Here is an 18,733-nt window from a genome sequence, read left to right on the forward strand (position 1 = left end):
TCAGTCCTTCTCGGGCTCGTGCCAGGGGTACGGGTTGTCGGTGTAGTCCGCCCGGATGGGATCGAGCGCGGTGTCCTGGCTCGGCGCCGGCTCGCCGTTCGTGGTCTCGCCCTCCTGGCGCATCTGTGCGCAGAAGGCGTCCCACAGATCGGTGACGGAGTGCTCCGCCGCGTTGTAGTTCGCGGCGGCGACGATGACTCCGGATCGGGCCCGGTCCAGCAGCCCGGGCGTCTCGACGGACTTGCCGTCGGCCGCGGGCACTCCGAACAGCCGTTCCTGGATGTCCTTGAGACGGGCGTTGAACTCGTCGGCGGCGTCGGCGCTGTCCCCGATCCAACCGAGCTTGAGATCCTCCCACGTCCGGCCGATCGCATCCCAGTTGTCCACCAGGCTGTTCATGACGACCTTCATGTGCTCGGCGGCGTACTGGTGCATCGACTGCGGCGACACGTAGATCTCCGTCGACACCAGGTTGTAGTCGGCCATCTCGTCACCCTTACTGCGGATCGGCGCACCCCGTCGCCGGAACCATAGCCACGGGACCGGCGTGTCCCTCCAGACCCGGTTCGGGGACGTTGCGGTCGCCCCGGCCCCGCGCGCAAAGGTGCGGTATGGAAACCGACGCCGTACCCGTCGATCTCACGCAGACCTGGAGCGGGGCCCGCACCGTCGACGGCGAGGACGCCTCGTTCGTCGTTCCCCCGCCGAAGTCGGACGGCAAGGGAGGGTACGTCGACGCGGACGGCAACCCCGTCGATCAGTACGGCCACGACATCCCGCAGTCCGACGGCAAGGGCGGCTGGGTCAACGGTGACGGCGACCCGGTCACCCAGGACGGCGCGCCGCTGCCGACCGGCGACACACCCGACGCGCCCGACCTCAGCGACTGGAAGGTCAGCACCGGCGGCTTGTACGACGCCGAGAACACGGTGCTCAGGCTGACCGGGACCGAGATCGACGAGTTCGAGCGGTTCCGCGACAGCGTCATGCAGCGGGCGAGCTGGATCTTCTACGCCCGCAATCACGAGGAGACGGTCGAGACCGAGCAGATCGGTGACCCGGTGCAGAGCAACAACTACGCCGCCTGGTCGCCCGGCCGGACCGAGCACTACGCCGAGGTCAAGGATCCGCACCCGGAACAGACCGAGCAGATCCAGTACACGCAGTACCAGCTGCTGCAGTCGGTGGGCTCCGTGCTCGAGCTGGTCGGCCAGTACGTCGCCAAGCTGAACAACACCGCGCAGTTCTACGCCGCGGCCGACATCAACTCCGCGCCTCCCACCGATTGAGGTGCCGCCCGTGAACCGGGCGCCGGTGGCATCCGTCGTACATCCGGCCCGCGCCCGCGGGTGGCAGCCGAGCCGGAGGAGCCAGCGTGTTCGAGATCGCCGTCGTGTCGGAGCAGCCCGCCCGGCTCCGGGTGCTGGCGTCCGGCGCCGGGATGCGGGTCGCCGCCACCGTTCCCACCATCGGTGACCTGGCGGACCGGGGCGGACGCTACGACGTGGTCGTCCTCGACCTGCCGGACAACCCGCGCCCGGGCGACATCGCGCGGACGACGGCGGCCGGGCCGCCCCTGGTCAGTGCGGACTGGCTCGAGGCGGATCTGTTGCCGGCGGTACGCGCCGGCGCCCGGGGGCTGGTCGAGCGGCACACCCGGATGCGGGACACCATCGACGCGTTGCGGGTCATCGCGGGCGGCGGGTTCTACGTGTGCCCGCCGCTGCTCGGCCGGTTCCGGACCGAGCTGGCCGGCGACGGCGACGGACCGCGGACCCTGGCGCCCCGCGAGATCGAGACGTTGCGTTTCATCGCCTCCGGTTTCACGCACGCGCAGATCGCCGCGCGGATGGGATTGTCGCGGGCGACGGTCGACACGTACGCCAAACGCATCCGCGCGAAGCTCAACGCCCGGAACCAGAGGGAACTCGTCCGCGCCGCCGCCGCGCTGGGCCATCATCCGGTCCGGGGGCCACGACCACCGCGGCCGGTCCCGGCCGACGGTTGAGATCGCGGGCGACGGCCAGGCGTGACGGTCAGCACTGGCAGACCGAACGTTCTGCCCGCTAGGATGGGCGCATGACCCGCGCCGCCACCGAGACCAGGCCCTCCGAGGCCCGGCAACGGCTCCTCACCACCGCGACCCAGATCTTCTACGCCGACGGCATCCACTCCGTCGGCGTCGACCGGATCATCGCCGAGGCCAAGGTGACCCGGGCCACGTTCTACCGGCACTTCCCGAGCAAGGACGACCTCGTGGTCACGTACCTGCAGGATGTGCACCAGATGGAACGCACCGGCATCACCGCTGCCATCGCCGCCCACACCAAGGCGGCCGACTCGCTGCTGGCCATCGCCGACGCGATCGCCGCGAACATTCAGTCGCCGGGCTTCCGCGGCTGCGCCTTCCTCAACGCCGCCGCGGAGTTCCCCGACCCCGGCCACCCGGTCCACCAGCAGATCATCGCGCACCGCCAGTGGTTCCTCGACACCCTGACGACCCTGATGGCCCAGGTTGCCGAGGACACGTCCGACGCCGCCGCTCGCCACTTCGTCATGCTGCGCGACGGCGCCATGGCCGCCGGCTGCCTGCACGACCCCGCCCTGGTGGCCGCGACCTTCCTGCGCGGCGTCGAGGGCCTGGTCCGCATCCACGGCCAGCGCCGGCCCGCCACCGCCGGCTAGCGTCCCGGCAGTCACGAGGCGGGCCGCCCACGGCGCGCGACTGCGGCGCCGCGAGGCCGCCGAAGCTCGCCCTTGCCCAGCGGCCTGCCCTCGGAGTCATCCCAGGTCGAGGGCGCCTTCCGTCTCGGCCCAAAGCTCGCCGACCACAGCGTCCCGCGCCTGGATGCAGTCGCGGCTTCCGGTGGCCAGGTTGCCGCCGCCGGCCATGAATTCCGCGATGATCGACGCCTGCCTGGCCACCGAGTACATGCCCTGGCCCCGAATCGGGTCGAAGCTGGCCACCGAGTCCCCGACGGCGAGAAGGCCGGTCGGGAAGGATGCCGCATCGACGACAGGGCGGTAGACGCCGGCCCGGTAGAAGTACCTCGCGATCTCCCCGACCGGCCGTCCCCGGGCCGCCTCGCGGAAGACCTCCGGCAAGGCGGCGGCAAGGGCTCGAAGCTCATCGATCGTCACCTGCCTGCGGTCCCGTCCGTACGCCATCACCACCAGCTGCCAGAGATTTCCCTCCACCGCGTAGACAGCGGCACCCGCCGGACGATCGCCCCCGACGCGACTCGGCTCGGAGGTCACGAACTGATCCAAGGCACACACCACTCCTGGCCCGCCCGCGGTGTGGCGCCGCGCGAAGAGTGCCGTGGTGTAGCCGATGTTCACCGGGTGACGCAAGACAGCGGGCACTGGGAAGCCGGCCTGGCCGAGCCACCGGAACAGAGGTGAGTTGCGGCCCGTCGCATCGACCACCACGTCGGCGGCCAGTACCTGCTCCGGATGCTCGCCGCCGCCGTCCTCGACCGGGCGGAGGGCCACTCCGTCGACCGCGTCGCCCCGGAAGCGGAGGCCGCCGGCTCGTGCCCGCCGAAATTCCACGTTGGGAAGTGCCCGCACTCGTCGGTAGATCTGGTGCTCGAGGAAGGGGCGACTCGCGATGAGCATGGTCACGTCCGGGAAATCGACGGGCACACCGTCGGCGTACAGCTGGTGGCGGCCAGGCGAAGCCAGCTCCGCACCGAGGGCGACGGCGCTTGCCGTGAGGCCCGGGAACCAGCCCTCCAGCAAGTCCAGCCCGGCCGGTTGCAGGAAGTGACCGTGTCTGCCCTGCGGCACCGAGGGACGCGGAAGCGGCCCATGGTCGCGGTCGTCCCGTTCGAGCACCACGACCCGGCCCACGTGATCCGCCAGCACCCGTGCGACCAGAAGTCCGGCGAAGCTCCCGCCGATCACGCACGCGGTGCCGACCGTTCTTTCACCGGACACAGCTGCTCCCTCGCTGAGCCGAGGCTGACGGCATCACTGACACGCGGAACACGACGTCGCCGGAGAGGAATGCGTTCAGCGAGGTCAGTGCCGCGGCCGGACCAGCCCGGTGTCGTAGGCGAAGATGACGGCCTGGATCCGGTCACGGGCGCCGATCTTCGCCAGCACCCGGCCCACGTGCTTCTTCACCGTCGACTCGGTCAGGACGAAGCGCTCGGCGATCTCCGGGTTGGAGAGGCCTTCGCCCACCGCGAGGAGCACCTCCCTCTCGCGGTCGGTCAGCGAGGCCAGGCGCCGGTCACCGGCGGCGTGCAGGGCGGGCTGACCGTCCGGGACGCGCTCGGTGTAGGCGGCCATGAGCCGGCGGGTGAGGCTGGGCGCGACGACGGCGTCTCCGGTCGCCACGGCGCGGATGCCGGCCAGCAGCTCCTCCGGGAGTGCGTCCTTGAGCAGGAATCCGCTGGCTCCGGCGCGCAGCCCGGCGTAGACGTACTCGTCGAGGTCGAAGGTCGTCAGGATCAGCACCTGGGTACGCTCGCCGGTCGCGCGGATCCGCCGGGTCGCCTCGATGCCGTCCATCCCGGGCATGCGCACATCCATCAGTACGACGTCCGGGCGCAGCGCCTCGACCTGGCGGACGGCATCCGCGCCGTTGCCTGCCTCCCCGACCACGCTCAGGCCCGCGGTGCTGTCCAGCAGCATGCGGTAGCCGTAGCGCTGCAACGGCTGGTCGTCGGCGATGAGGATCGTGGTCATCGGCCCTCCCGCCCGTCGACCGGCTGATCGGTCATGACCACGTCGACGACCCAGCCGTCCCCGGTCGCCGCGGGGCCGATCTCGGTCCGGCCGTCGTAGAGGCCCGCCCGCTCGCGGATGCCGATGAGGCCATGACCGGGACCGTCGGACGACGATCGGTCCGTGCCCCGGCCGTCGTCGTCGACGCGCAGGTGGACCTCCCGGCCGGTGACGCTCAGGCGAACGCGGACGGCAGCGCCCGGGCCGGCATGCTTGAGCGTGTTGGTCAGCGCCTCCTGCACGATGCGGTAGACGGCCAGCTGCACGCCGTTGCTCAGGTCGAGGAGGTGGCCGCTGGTGCGGTAGGTGACGGTGAGCCCGGCGGCGCGCACCGGCTCGAGCAGCTGTTCGACGTCGCCGAGCCCGGGTTGCGGTCGCAGCTGCGGCCCCTGGTCGTCGCGGAGGGCGCCGACCACCCTGCGAAGCTCCCCGAGCGCCTGTCGCCCGGTGCCGCCGATCAGCCGGAGTGGCTCGGCCGTCTGCTCGCCGCGCGATGCGGCGAGCGACGCGCCGCCGTCGGCGAGGCCGATGATGACGGCGATGTGATGGCCCACGACGTCGTGCATGTCCCGGGCGATGCCGGCCCGCTCGGCCGCCACCGCGAGCCGGGCACGCTGGTCACGCTCGGTCTCCAGCCGGGCGTTCCGGTCGACCAGCGCGGCCAGGTAGGCCCGGCGGGTGCGGGCGGTGAGCCCCAGGGCCAGGCCGGCCGTGCTGGTGCCGAGGACCAGCAGCAAGCCGATGAGCCGGTTGCCGTCGTCGTCGCGCAGCCCGTAGACGGCGACGGTGAGCAGCACCGCCGTCGCCGCGGCGGCCCAGGCAGTGACTCGCAGCGAGGCGTGCGCGGCCAGGCTGTAGAGCATGATGAGCAGTCCCGCGTCGGCGCTGACCCAGACATCGTAGGACCACTCGACCAGCAGGATCACGGCGAAGGCGGCGAACGCGGCGGCCGGGGCCCGGCGCCGCCAGAACAGGGGCACGAGCAGTGCTGCGACCGCCGGCCACAGCACATGTGCCTCGATCGGGGTCTGCAGGCCGGGACCGTCGTCGCCCGGGCGTAGCCGGCTGATGTTGTTCGGCAGCGTCAGCACCAGGAAGCCGGCGACGACGGCCAGGTCCAGCAGCACAGGGTGGCGCCGGCCCCAGCCCCTCAGCCGTTCCCGGCGGTCGAGCAGCCGGCGCTGTGCCGGGCTCGCCCACGAAGGGTCGGAGCCGGGCCCGGGCGGCACGGTGGCCGCCGGAGCCGTCGCACCGCGCGTACCGGCCATGCTGTGATCATGCCCTTTCCGACGATCAGACATCGGTCTTCCGCAGGCGGACCGCCGCCGCGGCCAGGACCAGGGCGACGTAGCCCGTGAAGACGGCCAGACCGGCCCACGGCCCGAACGCGCCGTCGGCCTGCCCGGCCGACATGATCGTAGCCCCGGCGTTGCTGGGCAGATACTTCGTGAGGTCGTCGGTCCAGGAGCCGGGCAACAGCGAGACGAGCCCCGGCAGGACGAGCAAGGCGCCGGCGAGGATGGCGACGCCGCCGGCGCTGGAACGCACCAGCGCGCCCACCCCGACCCCCAGCACCGCGACCAGGCCGAGGTAGAGCCCGGCGCCGAGCACACTGCGCAGCACACCGTCGTCGCCGAGCGTGAGCCGGGTGATGGAGTCGTCCAGCAGAGGGGTGCCGAGCTGGAACGCGGCCAGCGCCCCGATGGCGGTGGCGACCAGCGTGACCACCCCGGCGACCAGTGCCTTGGCCCCCAGCACGGGCAATCGGCGGGGCACCGCGGTCATGGTCGAGCGGATCATCCCGGTGGTGTACTCCCCGGCCGCCAGCAGCACCCCGAGCGCCCCGACGGCCAGCGCGGCGAACGTGTTGCCGGCCAGCGTGAGCGACAGCGCGTCGATCTCGTCACCACGGGGACCGCCGGGGCCACCGGGCCCCGGGCCGGGTCCGCCGCCGTCGGCGGTGGCCGACGCCGCGGCGATCACGCCGACGGCGATGAGCACGAGTACGGCGACGACCGTGGTGATCGCGCTGGAGCGCAGCGACCAGAACTTGGTCCATTCCGCGGTCACGACGCCGCGGAAGGTGACCCGGTAAGCCGGGCGCTGGTGGGTGACGGCGGTCATCGGGAGGCCTCCTGCAGGGCGCCGTGGTACTCGACGGCATCGCGGGTCAGGTTCATGAAGGCCTCCTCGAGGGAGACCGAGGTCGGTGTCAGCTCGTACACGGGAATGCCGTAGTGCGCGGCGAGCGTGCCGATCTCCCGGGCGGTGCGCCCGGAGACGAGCAGTTCGTCGCCGGCGGTGGCGCTGATCGTCACGCCCGGCGCGCTCAGCCGCGCCCGCAGCCGGCCGGCGTCGCCGCTGACCACCTTCACGCCGTTGCCGGCGGCCTCCGCGACGAGGGCCTCGACGCTGGTGTCGGCCAGCAGCCGGCCGCGTCCGACGACGACCAGATGATCGGCGACGAGCGCCACCTCGCTCATCAGGTGCGAGGACAGCATCACCGTACGGCCCTCGGCCGCCAGCCCGGTCAGCAGATTGCGCACCCACAGCACGCCCTCCGGGTCGAGACCGTTGACCGGCTCGTCAAGCATCACCACGGCCGGGTCACCGAGCAGCGCCGCGGCTATGCCCAGCCGCTGGCCCATGCCGAGGGAGAACGCACCGACGCGCTTGCCCGCCACCCGGTCCAGCCCGGCCAGCTCGATCACCTCGTCGACCCGGCGGCGCGGGATGCCATGGGTACGGGCCAGGGCCAGCAGGTGGCTGATCGCGGTCCGCCCGGGATGCACCGATCTCGCCTCCAGCAGCGCCCCGATCTCCTGCAACGGCGACGCGTGCTCGACATAGCGACGGCCGTTCACCAGCGCGGCCCCGGCGTCCGGGGCGTCCAGCCCCACGATCATCCGCATGGTGGTGGACTTGCCGGCGCCGTTCGGTCCCAGGAAGCCCGTCACCTGACCCGGCTTCGCCACGAAACTCAGCCGGTCGACGGCGGTCCGGGCACCGTAACGCTTCGTCACCTCGTGTACTTCGATCATGGGATCAACGCTAGGAGCGCGGCCGGTCCGGCACGTCGTACCGCGGGTCACTCCGGCCCGGTCGTCGTGATACCCAGGTACCACTCGACCGAGGTGGCGTGATAACCGGATCGGGAGACAACCCGGACGGCCGCGGTGAGAACGACCTCGCGTCGCTCCCCCGCGGGCTCGCAACCCGGCGACCGCGGCAGCCCCGGCCCTTTGCGGACGGCTTGCCGCTGATGACTCTGAGCAACGATGGCGAGCCGGGATCGGACGGTCTGCGGCAGGCGGGCTCAGCGCGTCACACCACGCGGGAAAGAGGTGCGGTATTGCCGCACCATTTCTTTCTCGTGTACGGAGGAAACACGGAAGAGAAATCGCCACTTACCTTTTGCCGAAGAGCCGCCGAGGGTACGCGCGGTGAGCCCCGAAAGGGGAATATCCGCTGTACCCGTACGGGCCGGAAACTGCTCTCAGCACTGGTGCGGTATCGGTTGCGTCGAGCATTCGGAAGGGCCTGTCGATGGTGGGTTCGGTCAGATCCCCGATCTGCCTCGAAGGCATCTCGCCGGTGCCCAGCGGTGTTTTCCTCTCCCTGGACGCGGACGCGGCCGTCCCCGCGCGTGTCCGGGCCGCGCCCCGGATCAACGGCTTGGTCCGGGTCTGGTTCGACCGAGGCGCCCTGGGCGCCGCGAGCATCACCGGTGTGCAGGCGCGCAACGCGGCCACTCTGGACCGCTGGACGGACGTCCTGGAAGCCGGTGAAGGTTCGACCGTCAGCCGGGCGCAGATCGACGAGCGCGGCAAAGCCCATGGCATGTACGTCGACGCGCCGGGGCGCCGCGACCTGCTGGACCCGGCCGACGATCGGATCCTCCCGATCGACAACGATCACCGAGTCGTCGATGCCCGGCGGGCCACCGGCGTGCGCGTCATTCCCGAGATCCACATCGTGGACCGCATCGCCGGCCTGATCCGCCCGCACATCGTTCCCGGCGACGATCCGTTCCCCGGCCAGCTCCGCTTTCACGGCGCGATCGCGTACCTCGGCCTCCCGGCCGAAGTGGTGTCCCGGCGTCACGCCGGCGTCGGGGCCGTACCGGAATCTCCGGCCGGCATGGCAGCTGCGGACGGCTACGCGGACCTGTTGAGTCATCTCGGCTCCTTGCCGGTCGGCAGCCGGACCACGGTGGAGACTGTGCCGCTCGACGGCATGCGGACCGACAGGTTCCTGGTCATCAACGACCCCGACGGCCTGTCCGTGCTCCAGGACGCCGGCGGAACCATCGGCGCGGCCCGCATGCCGCGCGCCTTCAGCGCCCTGCGCTACGCGACCAGCCCACGGGCCGGGTTCGATCGGGCGGTCGCCTGGGCCGGCGACCGTACGAGACCCGTGCGGAGCACCGTCGAGATCGCCCGGGGCAATGGCGTCATCGTGCGGACGAGGCCGGGCCACCCGACCGCCGCCGGCCACACACTGCCGGCCGTCGAGGTGGTCGCCGACCCGGCCGCGACCCGCCGTGGTGAGCCGGCATCCGACCGTTCGACGATGCTGCGGACCGTGCGGGACGTACTGATCCGTCTGGCCGGAGCCCACCCGGGCACCTCCCTGACCGAGTTGCTCGACGGGCTGCCGATGGCGGTGACCGAGGCGGGCCGCCGGCTCGAGGTGGCCGACGGCAGCGGCGGCGGGAACGCGTACGCGCTGATCGAAGCCGAGGTGGCGTTCTCCTCCCTGCCGGCGGTGCTGGGCGGCCTGCGCGACCAGGTGACGTCCACGACCGAGGCTTCCGGGCAACGGCCGGACCGGCGCTCGGTGCTCGAGGACGGCCTGCGATTCGGCCGATCCATGGGCACCATGTACGCCGCTGCGGCGAATACCGCGGGCACCGAGGCGAAAGGCACGGTCGAGGGCTACCTGTCGCTCGTCTACACCCACGCGGCTGCCGCCTGGCTCACGGCGATCGCGGCTCTGCGCCATGACCTGCCCGCGGAGCAGTCAGCGCCGGCGGAATACCTGATCGCCGTCTCGGCACCGGCTTTCGGCGACTACCTCGAGGCCATGCCGGAGCGTCCGCTCGCCTTCCTGCGGAACAACCACGACCTCATCACCCGGCGGCTCCAGCTCGCCTTCGTCGCGGACAACCCGGCCCTGCAGGGGCTGCTCGCCGATCACGGCCTGCTCGGCGAGGATCCGGCCACCGGTGACGTCACGGTGGGCCTGACGGGTCTGCCGCTCCCCGGCAAGCCGGCCATCGGACACTACGTGAGCAACGCCCTGCTCAAACCCGGCGAGCTTCGTCGCCGCGGCATCCCGCTGATCGGCCGGGACTATCTCGACCGGACCGGGGCGGCAGGCGTCGCCACGGGCGCGCGCGGTCTGCGCGCGCTGCTGCGGCTGCGTGCCTATCTGCCTCCGGCCTCGAGTGATGTCCACCGGGCCGCCAACGACCTCCTCGACACGATGCGGGGTTACTACACGGCCCTCGACCAGCCGTCAGACGTGGCCGCGGCGCGCAGAGAGCCCCTGCTCGCACCGCTGTGGCGCCTGGGCCACAGCGATCAGGTCATGTCGCGGGTGCTCGCGGACGGCCGCGGGAAGCCCTTCGCAACCGTTTATCCGCTCGACCCGCGGCACGAGCGCGAGCTGATCAGACAAGCGGCCGGCCTCCGGGACTTCCAGGTCTACACCCGCCTGGGCGAGAAGGGCCGGAGGAAGGGCCGCCCTGTCGTGCGGGCCGTTCCGTGGGCCGGAAGACGCGTGTACTTCGTCCTCGGCCTCACCGACTCGTCGGGAAACCACCTGGTCCGGATCGACGGGCGAGGCGCGGTGCGGCTCGACGGCGCCGGGATCGCCGCCGACCTGCACAGGCAGGGAGCGGATGACGGCGGCATCCCTGAGGGGACCGAGGACCTCGTCGTCGTCTCCGACCGTGCCGCCCGCTTCGATCCGGACACCGAGTCGAGCTTCGCGGCCGCCCTCGCCGACAAGCTCCATGACCTCGCGGGCCTCGATCTGCGGGTGATCGGCAGCAGCGGAACCGTCTCCACCGCGCCGGGGGTCCGCGCCACCGGCGAGACGGTCGCACGGCTGACCCTCGGCGGCAAGTTCGCGTTCGTGACACCAAGGGCGGACTCCGACCGGCTTCGCCACAGCACGCGGCTGCGCTTCGCTGACGCGGCTCCGCAGGAACGGGTGTTCCCGACGACCTCGGCCCTCGCGGGCCTGGTCGAGGACCTGGGACTGGCCAGCGGTCCTCATCTGTTCCTGCTGTCCACGGCCGCGACGGGGGGATTCGCTGACACGGCGGTTCCACCCCTGCCCGGCACGCTGGTGGAGCAGCTTGTCGTGCGGCTCGGGCAGCAATATCCGGAGTCGCGGGTCCAGCTGATCGGTCCCGACCCGCACGGCGACTTCCGCGGGCAGCACCCGGCTGCCTTCGTCCTGGCGGATGCTTTGCAGGCGGAGGGATACGCCCGGCTGCGGCCCCAGGACCGGGACCGGCTGCTGACCGAGCTCGGCTCGGCCGGCGCCACATTGATCGGCGCGACTCGGGACATCGCCTCCGCACCGACCGGCTCCGGGCTGCGGACGCTCTGGCTGGGCGGCGCGGTCGAACCGGACGGACCCGTGGGACCGGGGCCGGCCCAGTCGCAGCGACTCGATCTGCCCGTGGACTGGGCCGGACACCGCGATGTGGTCGCCTCAGCCGTTCGTGATCTTCCCGGATCGGCGGACGCCTTACGAAGCGCGCTCGGGAAGTGGCGGGACTCGGTGGCCGGCTACCGCGCCCGGTTGCAGCCGCCGCAGTCGCAACTCGACCGGCATCCCGGCCTGGTCGACGACGTCCGGGAATGGCGGCGGCACCTCGCCGGTGAATTCGAGTATCGGCTGGACGAGGAAATCGTCGCACTGGAGCGGCACCGAGGGCGGATGTCCGCACGATGGCCGGCTTTCCGCGAGCACATCGACTATTACCTGACCCAGCTTTCCCGGTTGTCTCCGGTGGAGGTGTTCGGCCTGCTGCGCCGGGCGGTGGACAACGACGCGGCCTTCGGTGCCGCGGTGGTGCCGGAAAGGGTCAAGAGCGTCGAGCTGTTCCCGCCCGGCAAGGACGTGGAGAGTCCGGACACGGTCGGCACGCCGGTACGCCCGAATCCGGTCCTGACCTCGCTGGCGGACCTGACCGCCGAGCACTTCACCGACCGTCCGGGGGCGACGTGGCAGTTCATCGTCACGCCCGGCAATGCGCTGCCCAGGTTCGGCACCGAGACGGTCTCCAAGGTCTTCACCGACGCGCAGGCGACGTGGCTGAGTGACTTCCGGCTCGGGGCCGCCCGCCGGGCGATCGTCGCGGAACTTCGGGGAGAGGCCCGGCCTGCCGAGCTCTACCAGGCGCGGGACGCAGCTCCGGAGGATCAGGTGCCGCTGACTTCCCAGCAGATCAACGATCTCGCCGCGACACTGAGCTTCGACGAGCTGGTGGACGACCTTCGGACGTCGCGGCCCGACCCGGACGAGACGCGCCGGATCCTGGAGCTGCCCGAAGTTCGCCGGGTCCTGCGAACCCGGGCCGAGACGCGCCGCGAGTACGACGGGCTCGGCCATCCGACCATCGGCGGCGCCTTCATCGGAGCCGGCGAGTACGTTTCGCAGCGGCTTCAGGTCGGCGGCGAAGTACGCTATGACGCGGAGTACGGAGTCCTGGTCTTCAACGACATGTCCGGGCGATCCATGAGCCCGAAGGTCCGCCCGACCGAAGCGGAGAAGTTCAAGGTCTGGGTGAGCAACGTCGCCCGGATGGTGGAAGCGCAGACCGGTCTCCCGTGGGAGATCGGCCTGTCCAAGCAGGCTGCCAAGGCCGCGATCAAGCGGAATCCGCGGGACGTCGAGGCGCTCGCTCAAGTGTCGATCGTCAAGTCGGCACTGCCCGACCGCGGCGCCGTCGCACGCCTGCGTGCGGAGAGCGACCGGCTGCACGACAGAGTCGCGGCGGCACTCGCGCGCTTGCCCGGCTCGCCGGCGACGGCCGAGGCAGCGCGCGCCTGGCAGGAGTCGCTGAACGAGCTGGCGCGGACGGACGGATCGACCGTCGGCGCGGCCGAGCGCGCCGTCGCGGCGTACGCGACGGCGGTCCGCAAGCTGGCGGACGCCACCGGGCCAGGGGCCGCCCGAGTGCTTCCGGACCCCGCCTTCTTCTTCCCGCAACCCCGCTTCGACGTGGCGTCCGGCTGGTGGATCGGTACCAAGCCCCCGCCGGACCGGGTCAGGAGCGCACCGGCCCGCGCCGGCGACCGGCCGGTCGTGGAGGTGCGTTTCCGCGACAAGCCCGATCCGGAAGACTTCGCCCTGATCCGCATGACCTTGCTGAACCAGCCGATCGACGCGCTGCTCGCCGCGGTCTACCGGCCGTCGGAGGCCGACCTGGCCGGCTTGGACCCGAAGGCCGTGGCGGACGAGCTCGGACTCCCCCTCGACATCGCAGAGGCCCAGCTCCCGGACCGGCTCCGGACCCGGCTGCCGGCAGCGGCCCGGGTGGCTCGACGAACGCGGACAACCGGCCGACTCCCCGAGCCGCCGGCACTACCTGCGGGTGGAGCCGGCCGTCCACCTCGTCACGCAGCACCTCGACTTCGTGCCGGGCAGTGCGCAGTCACGCCCTGCCGTCGCTGATCACGACGCCCACGGCCACCGGGTGATCGGCCACGACGCCGGAAAGTCCGCCCCCGGTGACCGGCGGTACGTCGCGATCGAGTACCACGGCGCCCGGGTATGGGGACGGTTGTCGGACGAGACCGGCGAGTTCACCCCGGACCGTGTCGACCCCGCGTCGTTCGTTCCACCGCACACGTGGCGGAACCGCTCGATCGGCCGGGACTTCTACACCTACACCGTCGTGGACGACGGCGGCCGGGACCGCCAGGTCACTGTCCGGGGCACCTGGTCGCAGCCGTTCGCCGGTGACTCCACCAAGGTCTTCCGGACCGAGGACGGCCGCCTCGAATGGGCACCGGCGCCGGCGAGCACCGATCCCGCCGGTTACGACGTGCACGAGGTGATCGGCCCGGATGCGCTGCACCCCTTCGTCTGGGATGCGCCGGACGTCCTGGCTGCCGGCCTCGCCGACCCGTGGGCGACGTGGCAGTTCGCCTCCCGGATCGCCCGGGAGGCCTTCACCCGGAGCCAGGCCACCGGCACCACCGGCAGCCGGCCCAGGGTGCATACACACGAGAGTGCCCCCGGCCGGGCCGCCGCCGTTCGTGGTGAGCTGATCGACATGGTAGGCGGACAACTCGCCAAGATCGCCCAGCGCCGCGGCATGCCGCCGGAGTCCATGCCGGATGCCGCGTCCTTGTTCACGCCGGCGACGACACGGGCCCACGGGCGGACTCGCTTCTGGATCGAGGACCCCCTGCCCGCCGGTTCGCTGTCGATCGGCCCGGACGACTTCACGGACCCGTCCTGGCTGGCGCCGGTGCGGGAGAGCCTGCACCGGGCGGACGAGGGCACGCCCAACCTCTCGAGGTTCGTGTCGTCGGCGCCCGGAAGGCCCGCCGCGCTTCCCGCCGGGTTGCTCGATGCCGTCCGGCAGCGCCCGTACCGGCAGTTCATCGTGCTCGACCGGGACATGACGGGAGCCGTCCCGGCGCAGGACGTCAGGCGGCTCAACCTCACGCTGGAGCAGTTCCGCTCGGGTGGCCTGCCGGTGACCGTGATAGTCCGCGGCAAGGTCGGCGACGGGCTCAGGCGGGTGCTGAGCACCTATGGCGACGGCGTCGTCCTCGAGGTCACCAAGGGGTTCGCCAACGGGTTCGCCGCGGTGCGGGCCCGAGGTGACGCCGCATTCCGGCCGGACCACGTGTCCGGCCGCTTCGACGTGGCGCTGCTCGACGCGGCGGCGCGGACGGCAGCGCCCGCCGATGACCTCGCCCCGGTCGACGAGGCGCTCGGCGGCTGGTTCTTCGGGCTCCGGACAGACGTGCGGGGCCAGCACGAGATGCTTCGGGCCCAGTGGCACCGGCTCGGCGGGGTGGACATCCACCGGCAGATCGACGCGATGATCGCGCGGGTGCCGGACGAGACGGCGGTGGCGAGGCTGAAGTCGCTGGTGACCTTCGGCCCGGAGACCGACTTCGTCCCCCGGTTCCTCACGACGCCACAGGCGGAGCGCCCGGCTGTCATCGTCGGCGAGTTCGGCGGCCGGCTGGCGACCGGCACGGCCGGCACCGCGGACTTCGTCCAGCTCGCCGACGCCGCCACCCGGGGATCGGACGACCGGACCACCTTCGGCTACGGTCCGTTCGTCACCGACATGATGCTGCAGAGCGTGGCCAAGGCCGGCGCCGGCCAGTTCGACGACGCGCAGCAGTTCATCACCGTCATGAAGAGGGGCGAAAAGCTGGACCCGGAGCAGATGCAGGCCTGGTCGGCGGCCATCGAGCAATTGGTGCCGTCCATGCCGGCGGCCCGGCACCAGCTGCTCAGCCTGCAGGCGGCCATCTTCGCGTGCGCCTGACGGGTGTGACAGCGACCGGGAGCCCTACGACGTCGAACGACCTCCTCGCGTTCAGCCGGGCAGGCGTGGCAAGAGTCATGGAGTCCGGCTATTGCGGACATCTCGGCGGCTGAGCTTCCCTGAACGCATGACCACGATCGTGATCACCGGTGCCTCGCGGGGCATCGGCTTCGAGACCGCCCGGACACTCAGCGCCGCCGGTCATACGGTATGGCTCGGATGTCGCGACCGGGAGCGTGGTGAACGCGCCGCTCAGCAGGCTGGAGGACGATTCCTGCACCTCGACGTCACCGACGACACCCTGGTGCGGGCGGCCGCCGGCACCGTCGGCGCGCTCGATGTGCTGATCAACAACGCCGGGATCCTGGAACCGAATCCCGCGCTGTCCGATGTCACGGCGGAACAGATCCACACAGTCTTCGACACCAACGTCTACGGTCCTGTCCGCGTGACCAACGCGTTCCTGCCGGCGCTCACGCGATCGGACTCCCCGGCGATCCTCAATGTCACCAGCAGCATCGGGTCGCTGGCCAAGTCCGCCGACCCCGACGACGAGTTCACCGCCTATCCGCAGGACATCTATCGGGCCGCCAAGGCTGCCCTCAACATGTTCACCGTGCAGTTCGCCAAGGCCTTTCCCGGCGTACACGTCAATTGCGTCGACCCTGGCCTGACCGGAACCGACATGATGAACGGCTTCGGCCAGCCACCGGCGGCCGCGGCCGCGGTCATCGCCCGGATCGCGCTGCTGGGCCCGTCCGCTCCCACCGGCCGGTTCCTGAGCGCCGACGGCACCGTTCCCTGGTGATCGGCGATACTTGAAGCGCCCGTCAACGCGCTTCCCGTTCGTGTGGCACTCTCGCCGGCGCTTCTGCCTCCGCCTGACGCGGATTAGCCTTGCAGGCCAATCAGTTGCCGGCGGGAGGATCGAGGGTGACGGTCGCACCGGACAAGTTCACGAGGGTCCCGGGCCCGGAGTCACGACGGTGGCGACTGGTCAGCTCCGACCGGGAGCGTGCCCGGCACGAGATCACCCGGATGTTCGGCGTGGCGTCGCTGGCCCTGTCCGCACCGGCGGGGACACCGTTCGCGCTCGATCTGGCGGCGGCACGCAGCGGGCCGGTGACGACTGCCGACATCTCGTACGCGAAACCGATGGCCTCGCGGTGGAGCGGCTCGCGTGGCTACAGCATCCTCCTTGCCTCCCACGGTCAGGCCCACCTCCGGCGCAACAACGACGACGTGCGGGTCGACCGGCGGTACGCAGCGGCCCTCCGCCCCGGCGACGAGGTCTCCTACCGCCACGACGGCGCCTACCGGCACCTGCTCGTCAGGGTGGACGAGGCCGCCCTGCACCGGGCGCTGTCAGCGCTGCTCGGAGCCGACGAGGTGCACCGGGTCGCCTTGCCACCGGAACTGGACCTCACCCACGGGCCCCTGGCGAGCTGGCAACGCCTGGTCCGCCAGTTCCACCACGAGTGCGTGACCGACGCCAGCCTGCTGCAATATTCCCTGATCGCGGAGCACATGCGCCACGTCGTCGTGTCCGGGATGCTGGCCTGCCTGCCGCGGGTCGACGATGCCGGGGAGCGGTCGGCCCGGCCCGCGCGGGCTCCCTCCGTCCTCCGGGTGCTGGACGCGATCAACGCGGAGCCGGAGCGTCCGTACACGATCATCGAGCTCGCCGCGATAGGCCGGGTCAGCGTGCGCAGCCTGCAAGAGGGTTTCCGCCGGCAGGTGGGCTCGACCCCGACCGCTTATCTGCGGCAGGTCCGGCTCTCCCGGGCCCACAAGCTGCTGCGGCACAGCCCGTACGGGCAGGTGACGGTGGCCATGGTGGCGCATCGGTGCGGGTTCGTCCACCTCGGCCGGTTCAGCGCCGCCTACCGAGCCGCCTACGGCATGAACCCGTCGCAGACGCTGCGCACCGGCACCTGACCGGCGCACCGGGCTGTGCCGAGCCTGTTACCGCTGCGTGGTGACGTTCAGGATGATCTTGCCGCGCAGGTGGCCGGCTTCCATGGCCTTGTGGGCCTGGTCCGCCTCGCCGAGATCGAAGGTGCGCTGGATGACGGGGCGCAGCTTCCCGGCGTCCACGAGCGCGGCGATCTTGCCCAGGCGCTGTCCGTCGGACTCGAGGACGAAGCCGGCCGCGTGGATGCCCTCCCGGTCGGCCCGCTCGGCGTCGGGCGCGCCGGCGATGGTGATCAGGTGCCCACCGGGAACGACGCTGTCGTACGCCGCTTCCAGGGTGTCGCCGCCGACCGTGTCGAACACGACGTCGGCGAAACGACCACGGGCCGCGAGTTCACCGGTGCGGTAGTCGATCACCTCGTCGGCGCCGAGCGACCGGGCGAGTGTGATGCCGTCGCCCGACGCGGTGGTGACGACGGTCGCGCCCGCGTGCCTGGCCAGCTGCAGGGCGACGGTGCCGACACCGCCGGAGCCACCGAGGATCAGCACCGTCTGCCCGGCGGACAGTCCGCCGATCTCGAACAGCGCCTTCCACGCCGTCTGCGCCGTCAACGGCAGCGCGGCCGCCTCCGGCAGCGGCAACGACTCCGGGGCACGCGCGATGTGAGCCGGGTCGACGGCGACGAACTCGGCGTAGGTGCCGTCACGGTGCAACGCGGGGCGGCCGAAGACCCGATCGCCCACCCGCAGGTCGGTGGTCGCGGTGCCGAGCCGTTCGACGGTTCCGGCGAATTCCCAGCCGAGCGTCATCGGGAAGGGGTGATGGGTGAAGTCGAAGCCACCCTGCCGGACGCCGACATCGAGCGGGTTGACGGCGCTGGCGTGCACCCGCACCAGGATCTCGCCCGGGCCGAGGACCGGAACGGGGGCATCGTCGGCGTGCTGCAGCACCTCGGTGCCGCCGAAGTTGTGGATGCGCACGGCGCGCATGTGCTCGGTCATGAGACCTCCTTGGTCGCCCCGACCGTAACAGCCTGACTTTGAAAAACAAAGCCAGATATGATGTACGCCATGTCGAAGACCTCCCATGCCACCAGTGGATGTGCGATCGCTCGCGGACTCGGCGTGCTCGGCGAGCGCTGGACCGGCATGATCGTGCGGGATGCGCTCCGGGGGGTCGACCGGTTCGCCGACTTCGCGGCCGAGCTCGGCATCGCCCAGGACGTCCTCACCAAGCGCCTCAACACGCTCGTGGCAGCCGGCGTGATGGAGCAGATTCCCTACCAGGACGAGGGTTCCCGCACGCGTCATCGGTACGTCCTGACCGCCTCCGGGCGGCAACTGGCCGTCGCCCTGGCCGCGGTCGGCGACTGGGCAGCGACGCATCACCCGGTCGACGGGGGCAGCACCTCGCACTTCGTGGAGACGAGCAGCGGGCAGCACGTCCGAGCGGCGCTGGTCACCGACGACGGCCGCATCGTGGCACCGGCCGACGCGCGCCTGGTGGTCGGCGACAGCGACGCGGTGTGATCCAGGGCGCAT

The 18,733-nt window shown here is 71.5% G+C and carries 15 protein-coding genes; 8 read left to right on the forward strand and 7 right to left on the reverse strand.

What is annotated here, in order from left to right; genetic code table 11:
* On the reverse strand, positions 1–486 hold the full coding sequence (locus RBH18_RS04295; RefSeq protein WP_306204573.1) for a hypothetical protein: 486 nt from the start codon (positions 484–486) through the stop codon (positions 1–3).
* A 125-nt stretch (positions 487–611) separates the two neighbouring features.
* Between RBH18_RS04295 and RBH18_RS04300 the strand changes: the two genes are divergently transcribed.
* From RBH18_RS04300 to RBH18_RS04310, 3 genes are all read left to right on the forward strand, one after another.
* Positions 612–1,289, forward strand: a complete 678-nt coding sequence (locus RBH18_RS04300) for a hypothetical protein (protein ID WP_306204574.1) — start codon at positions 612–614, stop codon at positions 1,287–1,289.
* An 86-nt stretch (positions 1,290–1,375) separates the two neighbouring features.
* A complete protein-coding gene (locus RBH18_RS04305) occupies positions 1,376–2,008 on the forward strand; it encodes a LuxR C-terminal-related transcriptional regulator (protein WP_306204575.1) in 633 nt (210 codons plus the stop codon).
* Between the two features lie 71 nt (positions 2,009–2,079).
* Entirely contained in the window at positions 2,080–2,685 is a 606-nt protein-coding gene (locus RBH18_RS04310; protein ID WP_306204576.1) for a TetR/AcrR family transcriptional regulator, read from the forward strand.
* Positions 2,686–2,781: 96 nt separating this feature from the next.
* On the opposite strand, the gene RBH18_RS04315 is transcribed toward RBH18_RS04310, so the two are convergent.
* The 5 genes from RBH18_RS04315 to RBH18_RS04335 all read right to left on the reverse strand — a co-directional run bounded on the left by RBH18_RS04315 (position 2,782) and on the right by RBH18_RS04335 (position 7,778).
* Positions 2,782–3,909, reverse strand: coding sequence for an NAD(P)/FAD-dependent oxidoreductase (locus tag RBH18_RS04315; RefSeq protein ID WP_306204577.1), 1,128 nt, complete (start codon positions 3,907–3,909; stop codon positions 2,782–2,784).
* Between the two features lie 117 nt (positions 3,910–4,026).
* Positions 4,027–4,698 (reverse strand): response regulator, encoded by a 672-nt coding sequence (locus RBH18_RS04320; protein ID WP_306204578.1) that lies wholly within the window; start codon positions 4,696–4,698, stop codon positions 4,027–4,029.
* Positions 4,695–6,005: a sensor histidine kinase gene (locus RBH18_RS04325; protein ID WP_306204579.1), complete on the reverse strand. Its 1,311-nt coding sequence runs from the start codon at positions 6,003–6,005 to the stop codon at positions 4,695–4,697. Before RBH18_RS04325 ends, RBH18_RS04320 begins: the two co-directional genes overlap by 4 nt.
* A gap of 25 nt (positions 6,006–6,030) precedes the next feature.
* A complete protein-coding gene (locus tag RBH18_RS04330; RefSeq protein ID WP_306204580.1) occupies positions 6,031–6,861 on the reverse strand; it encodes an ABC transporter permease in 831 nt (276 codons plus the stop codon).
* Positions 6,858–7,778: an ATP-binding cassette domain-containing protein gene (locus RBH18_RS04335; protein ID WP_306204581.1), complete on the reverse strand. Its 921-nt coding sequence runs from the start codon at positions 7,776–7,778 to the stop codon at positions 6,858–6,860. The genes RBH18_RS04330 and RBH18_RS04335 overlap by 4 nt, the downstream gene beginning before the upstream one ends.
* Positions 7,779–8,331: 553 nt before the next feature.
* Here RBH18_RS04335 and RBH18_RS04340 point away from each other — a divergent pair.
* The 4 genes from RBH18_RS04340 (at position 8,332) to RBH18_RS04355 (ending at position 17,215) form a co-directional block, all read left to right on the forward strand.
* The gene (locus RBH18_RS04340; protein ID WP_306204582.1) at positions 8,332–13,434 is read left to right on the forward strand and encodes a hypothetical protein; all 5,103 of its coding nucleotides are present in this window, start codon (positions 8,332–8,334) and stop codon (positions 13,432–13,434) included.
* Positions 13,355–15,277: a hypothetical protein gene (locus RBH18_RS04345; protein WP_306204583.1), complete on the forward strand. Its 1,923-nt coding sequence runs from the start codon at positions 13,355–13,357 to the stop codon at positions 15,275–15,277. The genes RBH18_RS04340 and RBH18_RS04345 overlap by 80 nt, the downstream gene beginning before the upstream one ends.
* A gap of 127 nt (positions 15,278–15,404) precedes the next feature.
* Entirely contained in the window at positions 15,405–16,085 is a 681-nt protein-coding gene (locus RBH18_RS04350; protein WP_306204584.1) for an SDR family NAD(P)-dependent oxidoreductase, read from the forward strand.
* Positions 16,086–16,210: 125 nt separating this feature from the next.
* Positions 16,211–17,215, forward strand: a complete 1,005-nt coding sequence (locus RBH18_RS04355; RefSeq protein WP_306204585.1) for a helix-turn-helix transcriptional regulator — start codon at positions 16,211–16,213, stop codon at positions 17,213–17,215.
* Between the two features lie 27 nt (positions 17,216–17,242).
* Here the strand turns inward: RBH18_RS04355 and RBH18_RS04360 are convergent, their stop codons facing one another.
* Positions 17,243–18,193, reverse strand: a complete 951-nt coding sequence (locus RBH18_RS04360; RefSeq protein ID WP_306204586.1) for an NADP-dependent oxidoreductase — start codon at positions 18,191–18,193, stop codon at positions 17,243–17,245.
* A gap of 69 nt (positions 18,194–18,262) precedes the next feature.
* Between RBH18_RS04360 and RBH18_RS04365 the strand changes: the two genes are divergently transcribed.
* The gene (locus tag RBH18_RS04365) at positions 18,263–18,721 is read left to right on the forward strand and encodes a winged helix-turn-helix transcriptional regulator (RefSeq protein ID WP_306204587.1); all 459 of its coding nucleotides are present in this window, start codon (positions 18,263–18,265) and stop codon (positions 18,719–18,721) included.
* Positions 18,722–18,733 lie beyond the last annotated feature (12 nt).

The sequence above is a fragment of the Actinoplanes oryzae genome, from assembly GCF_030757795.1.
GTDB lineage: Bacteria > Actinomycetota > Actinomycetes > Mycobacteriales > Micromonosporaceae > Actinoplanes.